The organism is Streptomyces sp. NPDC041713, from assembly GCF_055591085.1.
Map to the genome: position 1 here is coordinate 198,487 of NZ_JBVIZY010000004.1, position 15,071 is coordinate 213,557.

At 70.7% G+C, this 15,071-nt stretch carries 14 protein-coding genes and 2 pseudogenes; 10 read left to right on the plus strand and 6 right to left on the minus strand.

Annotated features, from left to right (window positions below; all coding sequences use genetic code 11):
- Window positions 1–42: 42 nt before the first annotated feature.
- Both ACZ6CV_RS14155 and ACZ6CV_RS14160 read right to left on the minus strand, forming a co-directional pair.
- Window positions 43–1,221 (minus strand): serine hydrolase domain-containing protein, encoded by a 1,179-nt coding sequence (locus ACZ6CV_RS14155; protein ID WP_469251060.1) that lies wholly within the window; start codon window positions 1,219–1,221, stop codon window positions 43–45.
- A 179-nt stretch (window positions 1,222–1,400) separates the two neighbouring features.
- Window positions 1,401–2,162, minus strand: coding sequence for a DeoR/GlpR family DNA-binding transcription regulator (locus ACZ6CV_RS14160; protein WP_362361521.1), 762 nt, complete (start codon window positions 2,160–2,162; stop codon window positions 1,401–1,403).
- Window positions 2,163–2,433: 271 nt separating this feature from the next.
- Between ACZ6CV_RS14160 and ACZ6CV_RS14165 the strand changes: the two genes are divergently transcribed.
- From ACZ6CV_RS14165 to ACZ6CV_RS14205, 9 genes are all read left to right on the plus strand, one after another.
- Window positions 2,434–3,252 carry an endo alpha-1,4 polygalactosaminidase gene (locus ACZ6CV_RS14165; RefSeq protein WP_469251061.1) on the plus strand — a complete coding sequence of 273 codons (819 nt, stop codon included), beginning with the start codon at window positions 2,434–2,436 and terminating at the stop codon, window positions 3,250–3,252.
- Between the two features lie 132 nt (window positions 3,253–3,384).
- The gene (locus ACZ6CV_RS14170) at window positions 3,385–4,713 is read left to right on the plus strand and encodes an ABC transporter substrate-binding protein (protein ID WP_469251062.1); all 1,329 of its coding nucleotides are present in this window, start codon (window positions 3,385–3,387) and stop codon (window positions 4,711–4,713) included.
- Between the two features lie 9 nt (window positions 4,714–4,722).
- Window positions 4,723–5,745: a carbohydrate ABC transporter permease gene (locus ACZ6CV_RS14175; RefSeq protein WP_469251063.1), complete on the plus strand. Its 1,023-nt coding sequence runs from the start codon at window positions 4,723–4,725 to the stop codon at window positions 5,743–5,745.
- Window positions 5,742–6,629 (plus strand): carbohydrate ABC transporter permease, encoded by an 888-nt coding sequence (locus ACZ6CV_RS14180; RefSeq protein WP_469251064.1) that lies wholly within the window; start codon window positions 5,742–5,744, stop codon window positions 6,627–6,629. Before ACZ6CV_RS14175 ends, ACZ6CV_RS14180 begins: the two co-directional genes overlap by 4 nt.
- Before the next feature lie 88 nt (window positions 6,630–6,717).
- Window positions 6,718–7,674, plus strand: coding sequence for a carbohydrate kinase family protein (locus tag ACZ6CV_RS14185; protein WP_469251065.1), 957 nt, complete (start codon window positions 6,718–6,720; stop codon window positions 7,672–7,674).
- On the plus strand, window positions 7,671–8,984 hold the full coding sequence (gene melA, locus ACZ6CV_RS14190; protein ID WP_469251066.1) for an alpha-galactosidase: 1,314 nt from the start codon (window positions 7,671–7,673) through the stop codon (window positions 8,982–8,984). The genes ACZ6CV_RS14185 and melA overlap by 4 nt, the downstream gene beginning before the upstream one ends.
- A gap of 146 nt (window positions 8,985–9,130) precedes the next feature.
- Window positions 9,131–10,027 carry an SIS domain-containing protein gene (locus ACZ6CV_RS14195; protein ID WP_469251067.1) on the plus strand — a complete coding sequence of 299 codons (897 nt, stop codon included), beginning with the start codon at window positions 9,131–9,133 and terminating at the stop codon, window positions 10,025–10,027.
- Between the two features lie 79 nt (window positions 10,028–10,106).
- Window positions 10,107–10,961, plus strand: coding sequence for a class II fructose-bisphosphate aldolase (locus tag ACZ6CV_RS14200; RefSeq protein WP_469251068.1), 855 nt, complete (start codon window positions 10,107–10,109; stop codon window positions 10,959–10,961).
- 4 nt (window positions 10,962–10,965) lie between these two features.
- Complete coding sequence (locus tag ACZ6CV_RS14205) at window positions 10,966–11,364, plus strand: hypothetical protein (RefSeq protein WP_469251069.1); 399 nt, start codon at window positions 10,966–10,968, stop codon at window positions 11,362–11,364.
- Here the strand turns inward: ACZ6CV_RS14205 and ACZ6CV_RS14210 are convergent.
- From ACZ6CV_RS14210 to ACZ6CV_RS14225, 4 genes and pseudogenes are all read right to left on the minus strand, one after another.
- A complete protein-coding gene (locus ACZ6CV_RS14210; RefSeq protein WP_362361492.1) occupies window positions 11,325–11,693 on the minus strand; it encodes a hypothetical protein in 369 nt (122 codons plus the stop codon). The two genes, ACZ6CV_RS14205 and ACZ6CV_RS14210, sit on opposite strands and share 40 nt — an antisense overlap.
- A gap of 28 nt (window positions 11,694–11,721) precedes the next feature.
- Entirely contained in the window at window positions 11,722–12,519 is a 798-nt protein-coding gene (locus tag ACZ6CV_RS14215; protein WP_469251070.1) for a class I SAM-dependent methyltransferase, read from the minus strand.
- A 220-nt stretch (window positions 12,520–12,739) separates the two neighbouring features.
- Window positions 12,740–13,156 (minus strand): hypothetical protein, encoded by a 417-nt coding sequence (locus tag ACZ6CV_RS14220; protein WP_469251071.1) that lies wholly within the window; start codon window positions 13,154–13,156, stop codon window positions 12,740–12,742.
- A 164-nt stretch (window positions 13,157–13,320) separates the two neighbouring features.
- Window positions 13,321–13,865, minus strand: a pseudogene (locus tag ACZ6CV_RS14225) (GNAT family N-acetyltransferase).
- A gap of 176 nt (window positions 13,866–14,041) precedes the next feature.
- On the opposite strand from ACZ6CV_RS14225, the pseudogene ACZ6CV_RS14230 reads away from it, so the two are divergent.
- Window positions 14,042–15,046, plus strand: a pseudogene (locus tag ACZ6CV_RS14230) (S1 family peptidase); the annotation flags it as partial.
- Window positions 15,047–15,071: the final 25 nt, after the last annotated feature.

Here is a 15,071-nt window from a genome sequence, read left to right on the forward strand (position 1 = left end):
CCGACCGGCCGGAGAACCGATCGGACGGAGAACGGTCGCCGCCTACTTCCCGCGCAGCAACGCGCACACGAAGTTCTCCTCCACCGTCCGCAGCCGCGCCAGCAGCTTCGGCTTGTTCGTCTTGTTGATCTGGGTGGTGAGGGAGACCGTCAGCGACCGCTTGCCGTCCGGGGTGGCGGCGATCAGCTGCGTGTAGCCGGGAAAGTTGCCCGTATGGCCGTACACCACGCCGCAGCGCGTGCTGTACCGGAAGAGGGCGAGACCGGCCTTGTTCTGCCCGGGGCCCGCGGGTTCGGACGCGCCGTTCACCCAGTGCAGCTGCTGGTCCCGGGTCCGGCCGGAGATCAGCTTTCCGCCCGCGTAGCCGCGGATGAAGGCCGTCATGTCCTTCGGCGTCGAGATGATCCCGCCCGACGCCCACACGCCCGACGCGCTCAGCACCTCGCTGACGTCCTCGGGCGGGTTCGACGGGGTGACGTCGTAACCGTGCATGTACGGCTCGGGCATCCGGTAGCCCTGCGGCAGGCTGGTACTGCGCAGGTCCAGCGGGCGGTACACGAGGCGGTCGAGCAGGGTCTCGTAACGTTGTCCCGTCGCCGCCTCGGCCATCAGGGCCACGGCGATGTTGTCGGAGTTGGAGTACGCGTACCGGGCTCCCGGGCGGAACGCCAGCGGCTCGTCGGCGGCGAAGTCCAGCAGCCGGCGGGAGTCGAAGTGGCGGCGCGGATCCTCGGTCACCAGCTTCAGGAACTCCGGGCTCGCGCTGAAGTCGGGCAGGCCGCTGGTGTGGTTCAGGAGCTGGCGCAGCGTCACCCGGTGCCAGGCGCGCGGTTGCCGGGGAAGCACCTTGCCGATGGTGTCGTTCAGGCGCAGCTTGCCGCGGTCGACCAGCCGGAGGGCGACCGCGCCGCTGTATGCCTTGGCCGTACTGGCGATGCGCATGTGGTCGGTGACCCGGACCGGCCGGCCGGAGCCGGTCTCGGCGACGCCGGCCCGGTACACCTCCGTGCGGGATCCGCGCTTGAGGACGGCGATCGCTCCGGGCGGGCCGTCGGGCGCGGTGGTCAGTTCCCGCAACTGCTGTCGCAGTGCGCGGCTGTCGTCGGCGGGGTCGGGAGCTTTGGCTGCCTGGGCCGGGGCCTGCACGAGGCCGGTGACACAGGCGGCGGCCAGCAGGGCGACGAAGGGGAGGCGGAGCTGCGGGGATCGGGAAAGCGGCACGGATGGCTCCTGGAGCGGCAACGCGAGGGGACGGGCGTCCAGCTTCACCCGGCGGGCGGGAATCCGCGCGCGGCTCTGCTCCATCCGGCCGTGAGTCCCGTTGTACGGGTGTACGGGTGTACGGGTGTACGGGGACGGTACGCGGGTCCGCGCCGAGCCCAGCCCCGCCCCCTCCCCGCTCAGCCCACCACCGTGACCCGTACCCCCAGGTCGCCCAGGGCCGCCAGTTCCCCGGTGGGTGCGTGGGAGTCGGTGATGAGGGTGTGCACGCCGGCCGCGGGGCAGATCTTGGCGAAGGTGGTCCTGCCGATCTTGGAGTGGTCGGCGACCACGACGGTACGGCTGCCGTGGGCGGCGAAGGCGCGGTCGGTCGCGGCCTCCAACTGGTCGTACGTGGTGCAGCCGTGGGCCGCGCTGATGCCGTCCACGCCGAGGAAGGCGATGTCCGTGTGGTGGTCGGCGAGGGTCTTCTCGGCGATGGGGCCGACGAGTTCGTAACTCTGGCTGCGGGCGGTCCCGCCGATCACGATCAGCGTGACGTGCGGGCGGAGCACCAGGTTCGCAGCGATGTTGACGGCGTTGGTGACGATGGTGACCGGTCCCCGGTCGGCGAGGATACGGGCTACTTCTGTGGTGGTGGTGCCACCGGTGAGGCCGACCACCGCGCCGTCGGGCACGAGGGCGGCGGCGGCCCGCGCGATGGCCTGCTTCTGCGGGGAGCGCTGGTCGGCACGGTGCTGGAGCGGGAGTTCGATGCTCGATCCGCTGGGGAGCGCGCCGCCGTGCGTACGGTCGAGCAGCCGCTGGTCGCTCAGGTGCCGCAGATCGCGGCGGACCGTGGCCTGCGAGACGCCGAGCAGCCGCGCAAGCTGCGTCACGTCGGCGCTGCCCTGCGCGGCGACGTGGTCGAGTATCCGCGCGTGGCGGTCGCTTCTGAGCACGCGGTGAGCATAGCTCTGACGAGCAGGTTCGCTCAGGGATCGCGCACAATTAACGCGTACTGATGCGTGGTTGAACGGTGATTCGGTCAAAACCGATCTCTTGACATGGCCGAGGGGGATCGCTTTACTCCCTGGCAACGCCGGTGTCGAGCACGCGGCGCAGAGGTACGCCCAGCCGGTAGTTGGCCTTCGCCATGAGCCCGGACTGAGTCGCCAGGGCCCTTCGCGGGTTCCGAGGCGGGGACGTGCCCCCCACAGCTGGAGCTCACCGATGAGCCTCAACCATGTTGTGCGCAGGTGTATGACGGCGGCCGCGGCCCTCACGGCCACCGCGGCGGCCTGCCTGCTCGCCCCCTCCTCCGCGGCGGCCGGTCCGTCGGACGTCGAGCTGCCCTCCCCGCGGGCCGGCTTCGACTACCAGATCGGCGGCGCCTACACCCCGCCCGCCGGCGTGCGGACCGTCAGCCGTGACTACGGCGCCTCTCCCGCCGCCGGTCTGTACAACCTCTGTTACGTCAACGCCTTCCAGGCCCAGCCGGGCGCCGAGCAGGAGTGGGACCCCGATCTGCTGCTGCGGGACGCGAACGGTGACGTCGTCTACGACGGCGACTGGGGCGAGGCCGTCCTCGACATCCGTACCGCCGGCAAACGCGAGCGGATCGCCGCCAAGGTCAACGGGTGGATCGACTCCTGCGCCGACAAGGGCTTCCAGGCCGTCGAGCCCGACAACTACGACACGTACACCCGCTTCCCCGACCACCTGAAGGCGGGCCAGGCCAAGGCCTTCATCGCGCTGCTGTCCGCGCACGCCCACGACAAGGGGCTGGCCGTCGCGCAGAAGAACACGCCCGAACTGGCCGCCGACCGCGAGGAGACCGGCCTCGACTTCGCCGTCGCCGAGGAGTGCGGGGAGTGGGACGAGTGCGGGAAGTACACGGACGCGTTCGGTGACCACGTCCTCGTCGTCGAGTACTCGGCCGACGGGCTGCGCAAGGCCTGCGCGGGCTGGGGCGACCGGCTGAGCATCGTCCGCCGTGACGTGGGCGTCTCGCCCGCGGGCGGGAGCGGGTACCTCCGGCAGACCTGCTGAGCTGATCGCCGGATCGCCGACCGCCCGGGTGCCGACAGCCTGGTTCCGTTCCCGTTCCGGACGTCCGGAACCCGGCCGCCCCCATCCCCCGCGCCCCCTCTCCCCCTCGCGCCCGACCCCCTGGAGGTAGTGATGTCAGCAGTCCCCCGCGCGCCCGGCGCCGTCTCGCGGCGCGGTGTGCTGCGCGTCGGCGGTGCCGGTGCGCTCGCGGCGGCCGGCGGCGGCCTGGCCGGCTGCGCGGCGGGCGCCGCCGACGGGGTGGGCGACGACGGCCGCGTCACGATCCAGATGTGGCACGGTCAGAACGACACCGCGGCCAAGGTCATCAAGAGCCTGGCCGCCGAGTTCGAACGCGCCCACCCCGACATCCGCGTCGACATGGGCGGCGGTGTGCTGGCCGACGCCATGCTGCAGAAGGTGACGGCCGCGCTCGCCTCCGGCGCCTACCCCGACATCGCCTACGTCTTCGGCTCCGACCTCGCCAGCGTGGCCCGGAGTCCGCAGGTGGTCGACCTGACCGAGCAGGTGCAGCGGGGGCCGACGCCGTGGCGCAACTATCACGCGCCGGCCCGCGAGGCCGTCACGATCAACGGCCGGGTCCGTGCGGTGCCCGCCCTCCTCGACGCCCTGGCCGTGGTCTGCAACAAGAAGGTGTTCGCAGAGGCCGGCGTCGAACTGCCCGAACCGGGCTGGACCTGGCGCGAGTTCACCGAAACCGCGCGCCGCCTCACCGACGCGGCCAAGGGGCGGTTCGGCACCGGCTGGCCCGGCACCGGCGACGAGGACACCGTGTGGCGGCTGTGGCCGCTGGTGTGGGACCTCGGCGGCGAGGTGATCGCGGAGGACGGGCGGAGCATCGGCTTCGAGAAGGAGGGCGTCCGCGCTCTGGATGTCGTCAAGGAGCTGGCGGACGACAAGAGCGTCTACATCGACCCCAAGCCCGGCAGCGAGCAGATGTACCAGGTCTTCCTCTCCGGGCGGATGGGCATGGTGCCGACCGCGCCCTGGCAGCTGCCCGACATCGAACAGGCCCACCTCGACTACCACGTCGTCCCGCTGCCGACCTTCAGCCGCCGCCCCATGACCATCTCCGGACCCGACACCTGGACGCTGTTCGACAACGGCCCCGCCCGGACGAAGGCCGCCCGCACCTTCGTCACCTGGCTGACCCAGCCCGCCCAGGACAGCCGCTGGGACGTGGAGGCGGGCAGCCTGCCGCTGAGCCGCCGCAGCGAGAACCGCCCGGCCTGGCGCACGCACTCCGCCCGTACCCCCGGCCTGACCGTGTTCACCGAGGCGGTCGCCTCGGCACGCGTACGCCCCGTGCACCCGGCCTACCCCCGCGTCTCGCGCGCCCTCAGGCAAGCCGTCGTCGCCGTACTGCTCGGCCGCAAGAGCCCTGCGGACGCGGTGCGTTCTTGCGCCGAGGAGTCCAACGCCGCTCTGCTGATACCGCGTTGAGGACCTGACATGCCCCGACTTCCCGCACCGCTGACCCTGCCGCAGCACCCGAGAGAGCCCAAGGGCCCGAAGGAGTACGCGCAGTTGCAGGGCTCCCGCAATCAGAAGGAGCCGCACAACCGGCCGGAGCCGCGTGCCCTGCGCCGACGACGCGGCAAGGAGGCGGCCACGGCCTGGGCGTTCGTCTCGCCCGCCGTGCTCGTCATCCTCGGCCTGAGCGTACTGCCGGTCATCTGGTCGCTGCTGCTGTCCTTCCAGGCCAACGACCTTGTCACACCCAGCCGTTGGGTGGAGCTCGACAACTACCACGCCCTGCGCCAGGACCCGAACTTCCATCAGGCCGTGCGGAACACCGTCCTCTACACGGTGTTGTACGTGCCCCTCAGCATCGCCATCGGGCTCGCCCTGGCCCTCGCGCTCAACCGGCGCATCCGTTTCGTCGGGCTCTACCGGACCCTGTTCTTCGTCCCGTTCGTCATCTCCGCCACCGCACAGGGCGTGCTCTTCTCCTTCATCCTCGACCCGGAGTTCGGGGCGGCCAACTCCCTCCTGCATCACGTGGGCGTCTCGCCGCAGGGCTTCCTCAGCGACCCCGCGCAGGCGCTGCCCCTGCTGGTCGTCATCACCTTGTGGAGCGGCACGGGCCTGTGCACCGTCATCTATCTGGCGGCGCTCCAGGACGTGCAGCAGTCCCTGGTCGAGGCCGCGCGGCTGGACGGCGCCGGGCGGGTCCAGATCCTGCGGCACGTGACGCTGCCCGCGCTCACACCCGTGAGCGTGTTCCTGCTGCTGTGGCAGACCATCCAGTCCCTGCAGGTCTTCGACCTTGTCTACGTGACCACCAAGGGCGGGCCCCTCGGCTCGACCACCGTCATCGTCTACTTCATCTGGGAGCAGGCCTTCAAGGAGTTCACCGCCGGGTACGGGGCGGCCGCCGCCTACGTCCTCGCCCTGGCGCTGCTGCTCGCGGCCCTCGTGGTGCGCGTGGTCCGCCGCGAGCGCACCCCTCGTACGAAAGCAGCCGCCTCATGACCGCGACCACCACCGAGCCGTCACCGCTCACCTCCCGTCCGACGGCCGCGCCGACCGCGCGGCGCCGGCCCCGGCTCCCGTTCAGCGGCCGGCATCTGCTGCTCGCGCCACTGGCCGTGCTGTTCGCGCTGCCGCTGGTGTGGCTCGTGCTGAGCTCGCTGATGAGCGACGCCGAGATCAACCGCTTTCCGCCGGCGCTCTGGCCCTCGAAGATCGACCTGGGCGGGTACGGCTACGTCCTCGGCAACGCCATGTTCCCGCGCTGGCTGCTGAACTCGGTGATCGTCTCAGCAGTCGCCGTCGCCTCCAACCTCGTGTTCGGGGTGCTCGGCGGCTACGCGTTCGCCCGGATGCGGTTCGCCGGTTCGCGGGTGCTGCTCGTCCTGATGCTGGCGACGATGGCGATCCCCTTCCAGCTGACGATGATCCCGACCTTCCTGGTCATGAAGAAGCTCGGGCTCATCGACACGCTCGGCGCGCTGATCGTGCCCGCGCTCGTCACGCCGTTCGCGGTGTTCCTGCTGCGGCAGTTCTTCCTCTCGCTCCCCCGCGAGCTGGAGGAGGCCGCGTGGATCGACGGCTGCTCCCGGCTGCGGGTCATCTGCTCGATCGTGCTGCCCCTCGCGAGGCCCGCGCTCTCCACGGTCGCCGTGCTGACGTTCCTGACCACGTGGAACGACCTGACCTGGCCGCTCATCGCCATCAACCACGACACGCAGTACACGCTGCAACTGGGCCTGACCACCTTCCAGGGGCAGCACCACACCCGGTGGTCGGCGGTGATGGCGGGCAACGTCCTGACGGTCCTTCCGGTGCTGGTCGCCTTCCTCTTCGCGCAGAAGGCCTTCATCCGTTCGGTGACGTCGAGTGGTCTGAAGGGGTGAGGCGAGCCCCCTCGACTCACGCCCGCCGGCGCGACCGCCCTCCGCCGCCTTCTTTCCTTCCTTACGTCCGTCCATTCGAAGGACAGCGATGCCCACCCCGTACGACCTGCTCGTCATCGGAGACGCCAATCCCGATGTCGTCCTCGGCCCACTCACCGAACCGCTCGCCTTCGGCCAGCGCGAACAGCTCACCGACTCCGGATCCCTCGTCGTCGGCGGCTCCGCCGCGATCATGGCCTGCGGAGCCGCCCGCCTCGGCCTGCGCGTGGCCTTCGCGGGCCGCGTCGGGGACGACGACGCAGGCCGGTACCTGCGCGACGCCCTCACCGCGCGCGGTGTCGACACCCAAGCCCTGACCCTGGACCCCGACCGGCCGACACCGCTGACCGTCGTCCTCACCCGCGGCGACGACCGCGCCATCCTCACGGCGCCGGGCACCCTCACCACGACCAGCGGCCGCGACGTCCCCCGTGCGTTGCTGGCCCACACCCGGCACGTCCACGCGGCCTCGTACTTCCTGCAGCCGAGGCTCGCCAAGGACCTGCCGGAGCTGTTGCGCGCCGCCCGCGGCCACGGTGCCACGACGTCCCTCGACACCCAGGACGACCCGTCCGGGCGCTGGGACGGGGCCGCCCTCGACGCGGTCCTGGCGCAGACCGACATCCTGCTGCCCAACGCCCGCGAGGCCATGCACCTCGCGGGCCCCTCCGCCGACACCCCGCAGCGGGCCGCCGCGCTCCTCGCCGGCCGTGTCCCGCTCGTCGCCGTCAAGAACGGCGCGGACGGCGCCCTGTGCCACGACGGCCGCTCGCTGCTGAGCGCACCGGGCATCGCCGTGACGCCGACGGACACGGTCGGCGCCGGGGACAGCTTCGACGCCGGGTTCGTCGCCGCCACGCTCCGCCGTCAACCTCCGCACCGGGCACTGCAGTTCGCGGCCGTGTGCGGAGCCCTGTCCACGAGGGCGCCGGGTGGCACGGCCGCCCAGCCCACCTGGGACGAAGCCCTCGCCCATCTCTCTCCCACCGGAGCGCACGCGTCATGACCCGACCCAAGATCGTCTTCATCGGCGCAGGAAGCGTCGTCTTCACCCAGGGGCTGCTCGCCGACCTCTTCGCCTTCCCCGAGCTGAAGAACGCGCACATCGCCCTGCACGACATCGACGCCGAGCGGCTGGCCACCGCCGAGGCCGCGGCCCGCCGCATCGCGCGCGAGCTGCGCGCCGATCCCCGCATCAGCGCCCACGCCGACCGCAGGGAATCCCTGGCCGGCGCCGACTTCGTCATCAACATCGTGCAGATCGGCATGGGCGAGTCCACGCGTACGGACTTCGACATCCCCGCCCGGTACGGGGTGCGGCAGACCATCGGCGACACCCTCGGCGTCGGCGGCATCTTCCGCGCCCTGCGCACCTTCCCGTTCCTGAAGCGGCTCGGCGAGGACATCGCCGAACTCTGCCCCGACGCCTGGCTGCTCAACTACACCAACCCCATGGCCATGAACGTCCAGTACCTCACCGAGGCCACCGGCCTGACCAAGGTGGTCGGCCTGTGCCACTCGGTGTACTGGACCATGCAGGACCTGGCCAAGCTCGTGGGCGTCCCCTACGAGGAGATCACCTACCGGGCGGCCGGCGTCAACCACCAGGCGTGGGTGCTGCGTTTCGAGCACGGGGGCACCGACCTCTATCCCCGCCTCGACGAACTCATCGCGCAGGACGAGCAGTTGCGGCGCCGGGTACGGGTCGACATGTACCGGCGGCTCGGCTACTACCCGACCGAGACCAGCGAGCACTCCTCCGAGTACGTCCCCTGGTATCTGCACCACGACAGCGAGATCGAGCGGTTGCGGCTGCCGCTCGGCGCCTACCTCGGCATCGTCGACGAGAACGTCGCCGAGTACCGGCGCACCCGCGACGCGCTCGCCGCCGGTGCCCCGCTCGCCGTCGAGGGCACCCTGGAGTACGCCCCGCAGATCATCCACAGCATGGTCACCGGCACGCCGCGCACGGTGTACGGCAACGTCCCGAACCGTGGCCTGATCGACAACCTGCCGGCCCACGGCGTGGTCGAAGTGCCCTGCCTGGTCGACGCGGCGGGCATCCAGCCGACCCGCGCGGGTGCGCTGCCGCCGCAGCTGGCGGCGCTCAACCGTACGTATCTGAGCATGAACGACCTCGTCGTCCGTGCGGCCGTCGACGACGAGCCGCGCCACATCCGACACGCGGCCATGACGGATCCGGCCACGGCGGCAGCCTTGACGGTGGATCAGATCTGGCGCCTGTGCGACGACATGGTGCGGGCACACTCGGATCTTCTGCAGCCGGGGTTGCGGGTGACGCTGGTGGACGACTGAGCCCCGGGGGTGGCCCGAGGGGATGGCGCCGCGGGTCACCGTGGCGTCGGCTGACCCTCCTCCATCCGAGTACCCGCTCGTCGCGCCGCCGCCCCCCCTTCCCACTCACATACCTGTCCCGCTCACCCCGTAAGGAAGCGACCTTCATGTCCGACACGCCCCCCGCATCCCTCACGAGCCAGGAGATCGCCACTCAGCCGCAGTGCTGGAAGAACGCGCTCGAACTCCTCCCCGACATCGCCCCCGCACTGCCTGCGAAGGGCGAGCACGTCGCCGTGATCGGCTGCGGGACCTCGCTCTTCATGGCCCAGGCCTACGCCCACCTGCGCGAGGACGCCGGACACGGGCCCACCGACGCCTTTCCCGCGTCGGCCGCCCGACTGAACCGGCGCTACGACAGGATCGTCGCGCTGACCCGCTCCGGCACCACCACCGAGATCCTCACCGCACTGGCCGCCGCCGACCCGGCCGCCCGCGTCACGACGATCACGGCGGTGCCCGACTCGCCGGCCGCGCGCGTGGCCCACGACGTCATCGCGCTGGAGGAGGCCGACGAACGCTCCGTCGTCCAGACCCGCTATCCCACCACCCAACTGTTCCTGCTCATGGCCCACTTGGGCCACCCGGTCGAACAGGCACAGGCCGACGTCGTGACCGCACTCGGTGCCCCGCTCGACCCGGCACTGCTGGGCGCCGAACAGATCACGTTCCTCGGCGACGGCTGGCAGGCGGGGCTCGCCCACGAGGCCGCCCTCAAGGTGCGCGAGGCCGCGGCCCACTGGACGGAGTCCTACCCGGTCCCGGAGTACCGGCACGGTCCCATCGCCGTCGCGGGCCCCGGCCGGGCCGTGTGGAGCCTGTCCCCGCTGCCCGCGGAGCTCGCGCGGCGCATCGAGGCCACCGGCGCCCACCTGCGGCAGCCGGAGTTCGACCCGCTCGCGGAACTCGTCCTCGCGCAGCGCCTGGCCGTGCGGCTCGCCGAGGACGCGGGGCGCGACCCCGACCGCCCGGCCCACCTGACACGGTCCGTCGTCCTGACCTGACCGACACCGCGCTCGCTCGGCCGCTGTCGGCCCCCTCCCCCCCTCCTGCCCACTGTCCGTCGAACCCGGGACGCACACCATGCCTCTGGTCAGCCCGTACGACATGCTTCACAGCACCTTCGCCGCGGTGGGTGCCTTCAATGTGGCTCTCATCGAGCAGTTGGAGGCCATCCTCATCGGCGCCGAGCGGGAACGGCTGCCGGTGATCGTGCAGATCAGCGAGAACGCCGTCGCACACCACGGCTCCCTGGGCCCGCTCGCGGCGGCGGCCCGTACCGCTCTCGGCGACTCGTGCGTGCCGGCGGCCCTGCATCTGGACCACGCCACCCGCCCCGATCTGATCGAGGAGGCGGTCTCCCTGGGCTTCACGTCCGTGATGTACGACGGTGCCGCGCTGTCCTGGCAGGAGAACGTCGCCCACACCCGCCGCATCGCGCGCCACTGCCGGGAGCACGGCGTGTTCCTGGAGGCGGAGCTCGGTGAGATCGGCGGCAAGGACGGCGCGCACGCGCCCGGGGTGCGCACCGATCCCGGCGAGGCGGCGCGGTTCGTGGCGGACACCGGCGTGGACGCGCTCGCGGTGGCCGTCGGCACGTCGCACCACATGACGGAACGCACCGCCCGCCTCGACCTGGCGCTCGTACGGGAGTTGCGGGCCGCGGTGCCGGTGCCGCTCGTCCTGCACGGTTCGTCGGGGGCCGACGACGCGACGCTGGCCGCGGCGGCGACGGCAGGCATCCGGAAGATCAATGTCTCGACGCACCTCAACGCGGTCTTCACCGCGGCGGTACGCGATGAGCTGGCGTCCGCGCCCGAAGTCGTCGACCCCCGGCGCTATGTGGGCCGGGGGCGCGAGGCGATGGCCACGGAGGTGGCCAGGCTGCTGCGGCTCTTCGCCTCGTCGGTGCCCTCGTCCGTGCCTGCCGTAGATTGACGTCATGTCTTCTGTACTTGTGGTGGGTTACGACCCGCAGGCGATTCCCGGCGTCGACGCGGAGGGCCTTCGTCAGGCCCTGGACCAGGAACTGGCCCGGTTCGGGGAACACGGCATCGACGCGGCCATGACGCTGATCGTGTTCGGGGCGACGGCCGAGCCCACGCTCGTCGCGTCGCTGACCGAGCGGGCGTGGGACGTGGTGGTCGTCGGCGCGGGGATACGCAAGACGGAACAGTTGCTGCCGCTCTTCGAGCAGACGGTGAACCTGATTAGGCGTCACGCGCCGCAGGCGGCGGTCGCGTTCAACGCGGGTGGCGGGGACAGTCTGGAGGCGGCTCGACGCTGGCTCGACGCCTCAGGTCACCCGATGCGCTCCAACGCCTTGCGGGCTGCGAGGTAGCCGGCGATTTTGAACGCCAGCTCGTGGGAGCCGAACGCATCGGCGCGGGCGCGTCGCAGCACCACGCGCGTGGCCGTCACGATTCCGTGTTCGGGCAGGCTCAGTTGTTCCTGGATGCCGGCGGCGACGGCCGCGAAGAAGAGGGGCAGGTCCTCGGCAGGTTCGTACTCCACCGTGAGACCGCGGGCCGTCTGAAAGACGAAGCCCTCGGCCGCGGGCTCGAAGTCGACCTCGATCTCCGCGAATTGCGGCGCGCAGTTCTGCCTTTGATGCAGCACGCGCACGCCACGGATCGGATACGGCGGAAACCGAGGCGCCTGTGACGTCATACCGGAACGCTACCCAAAAGGGCAATGATCAGCTCGGCTTGACGGCCAACGTCGCGAAGTAGTGCGACATGTACTGGGCGGATGCGTTCGACTGATGCGGCGCTTCCGCGAAGCCGGTGAGGACGAACCCCGCGGCGAGTTGCCCGGCGATCTGGTCGGTGAGGGTGTGGCTGTATTCGAGCGGGGCTTCCGCGCCGAACTTCGTGGCACGTTCCTCGGCGGAGTAGTGCGTGACGTCGCTGTAGGGCAGCTTGTGCACGACGTTCAGCTCGCCGCGCTGGTCGAGTGCCTCGTGGTCGAACAGATACACGTCGGGGTTGAGGAAGCCCGCGAGCAGAGTTCCGCCCGGTCGCAGGACGCGGAAACACTCGCGCCATACCACCGCCACGTCCGGTACGAACGGGTTGGAGACCGGATGGAATACGACGTCGAAGGTCGCGTCACCGAAGGCGCTGAGGTCACGCATGTCGCCCAGGACGGTGCGCAGTTCGAGTCCGTCGCGCGCCGCCACCAGCTGATCCTGGCCGAGCTGGCGGGGCGAGTTGTCGAACACGGTGACCCGGGCCCCCGCGGCGGCGAGAATCGACCCCTGCTGGCCGCCGCCGGAGGCCAGACACAGCACATCCTTGCCGGTCAGGTCCGTCGGCAGCCAGGAGCGGTCGACCGGCTCATGCCCGATGAGGACAACCGCCCAGTCGCCCTCGCGGGCGCGCGCGACATCCGCGGAACTCACGGGCCGCGACCACTCGTTGCCGTCCTGGACACATTTGTCCCAGGCGGCCCGATTGTGGGCTACCGGATCGAGGCCGGTGTCACTGTCCTGCACGTCCAACTCCCTGCTACGGCCCAGCGGAGACTTGCGGTACTGCGGTCCTGCGGTACGGCAGGTTCGGTGCGGCCAGCCAACACGATGGCGGGGTGCGGGATCAACGAGATTAGGGGGCGTGGGGGTGTCCGGGGCTTCGACGGGTGGCTCGACGGCTGAGGCAGCGGGTGGTCCGTCGGGTGGGCGCGCAGCGGGTGAGCGGGCTGCGCGCCGATTGAGGCTACGATCTGGCGATCTCTTGTCGAAGCTGCTGGGTGAAGCGATGCAGGAGGTCCAACGTCTCCCGGAACTCGGCCCGGCGATCGTCCCTGCCCTCGGTGGGCCGAACGCTCCAGACCCGACGCGCGAGAGCATCGGCGAGATCGACGGTGTCGCGAGCGCACAGTAGGTAGAGGGCTGACCGCGCTTCCTGCATCCGGTTCGCCAACTCGTTGGCGCCGGGACCGCCGTCACCCAGCTGTGTTCCCTTCAGGCAGTCGAGTAGTTGAACGACAGCTGTGTTGAAGCCGGCCCCGGCCTTGAGCTTCTGTTCGCGGAGCCACATGCGGTCCTGTCGGCGCGCGGTGAACCAGGCACCGAACACGACCCCTATGAGACCGACAGCGGCCCCGATGGCCACGGACAGAACGTTCTCCATGGTCAGCTCCCCCCTCCCCCGACGTACAGCCGACGCCAGGCTACAGAGACCGTCTACCTTCTATCTCGGCCAACGCTCTGGCCTCGTCACCGCTCCAGCACTCAGCGCTGTCGTAGGCGTCAACGAACTCGACGAGGCGCACAGCCAAGAGCCCTGGGCTCCACTCAGACCGACCTCGCGGCCGACGGCCGGACGCCGAGCCACTGTTCCGCGCCGTAGGCCTCGTACCGTTCCTCCTCGTGGAAGCCCAGTCTTGATGCCAGGCGCATCGAGCGTGTGTTGGCGGTCTGCGTGGCGAGCGCCACCGGTTCATCCGGAAGCGCGGTGGCGAACCAGTCGAGTGCCGCCGCGCACGCCTCGGTGGCGTACCCGTGGCCCCACGCCTCCGGCAGGAACAAATAGCCGAGTTCGACCCTCCCAGTGGCCTGAGGCAGATGCCCCGTGTCTCTGTAGAGCGTGATCTGGCCGATCATGGCTCCGTCGCGGTCGACCATGAAACGGCCGGGACGTCGGGCGGGCAACCCCGGCATCTCACGCTCCAACTGATCACGCGATCGCGGTCCGCCAAGGTAGCGGCCCACCTCCGGCGACGCCAGCAGGTCTATGAGTGCGGCGCGGTCCCGGCGTTCCGGTTCTCGGAGCACGAGTCTCTCGGTCTGGATCGGGGCAGGGGTCAGGCGAGGGGGCCGAGCTCAGGCACGTCGAGCATGTCCAGCAGCCAATCACCGAGCTCAGCTGCCATCAAGGCCTTCCGACCAACCGTCACGTCATACCGGTGAACACGACTCGCGCCCCATCCGTATCCAGAGGCCTTAAACGGTTCCAGGAGCCATACGCGGCTTCAGGCACCGTGCACGGTCCGGCACCCCCACAGGAGGCGACGAGTTGAGGCACAAGCGGATAACCAGGCGCAAGGCCGTCCTGACAGGAGCTGCTGCCATGAGCGTCCTGACGACGGCCCTGCTGTTGCAGCATGCCGACGCGTCGCAAACCGGGAAGCCCAGCCAACCCGGTCAGCACGGCAGACCCGACGTCGGGAAAGAGCCGAACGTGCGGAACAGTGCCCGCGAACTTCAGGCCGCCGCACACACGTTGGCCGAGCAGGCCACCATGCCCGGCACCTCGTGGGCCGTTGATCCCCGGACCCGTCAAGTCCTGGTCACAGCCGACCGTACGGTCGTCGGCAAGCGGTGGGACCGGCTTGAGGCGGTCGTCGGATCCCTTGGCGCCGGGATGGCCCGCATCCAGAAGTCCGCGGGCGAGTTCAAGACGTTCGCCGCAGGCGGTGACGCCATCTTCGGGGGTGGCGCGCGCTGTTCGCTCGGCTTCAACGTGACGACGGAGGACGGCAGCCCCGACTTCCTCACCGCCGGCCACTGCGCCGTCGCCGCCCAGGCGTGGTCGGAGGATGCGGAAGGCGCACCCATCGGTACCGTCCAGGCCGCGACGTTCCCGGGCGACGGCGACTTCGGCCTTGTCACCTACGACGACGCGGCCACGGACGCCCCGAGCGTCGTCGATACGGGGGACGGCCGCACCATCCAGATCGTCCGGGCCGCCGACGCGACGGCCGGGCTGGAAGTGTCCCGCATGGGCAGTACGACGGGCCTCCAAGACGGCGCGGTCACCGGACTCGACGCCACGGTGAACTACCCGGAAGGAACCGTCACCGGGCTCATCCAGACCGATGTCTGCGCGGAACCGGGCGACAGCGGCGGCCCATTGTTCACGGTGGACGAAGGCGGGGCCGGAAGCGCCGTCGGCCTCACCTCGGGCGGCAGCGGCGACTGCACTGCGGGTGGCGAGACCTTCTTCCAGCCCGTGTCCACCGCGCTGAGCGCCGTCGGCGCAGAGATCGGCGACGGCGACAGCGACAGAGACCGCGGCGACAGCGACTGACCGTCCAGCAGGGGGC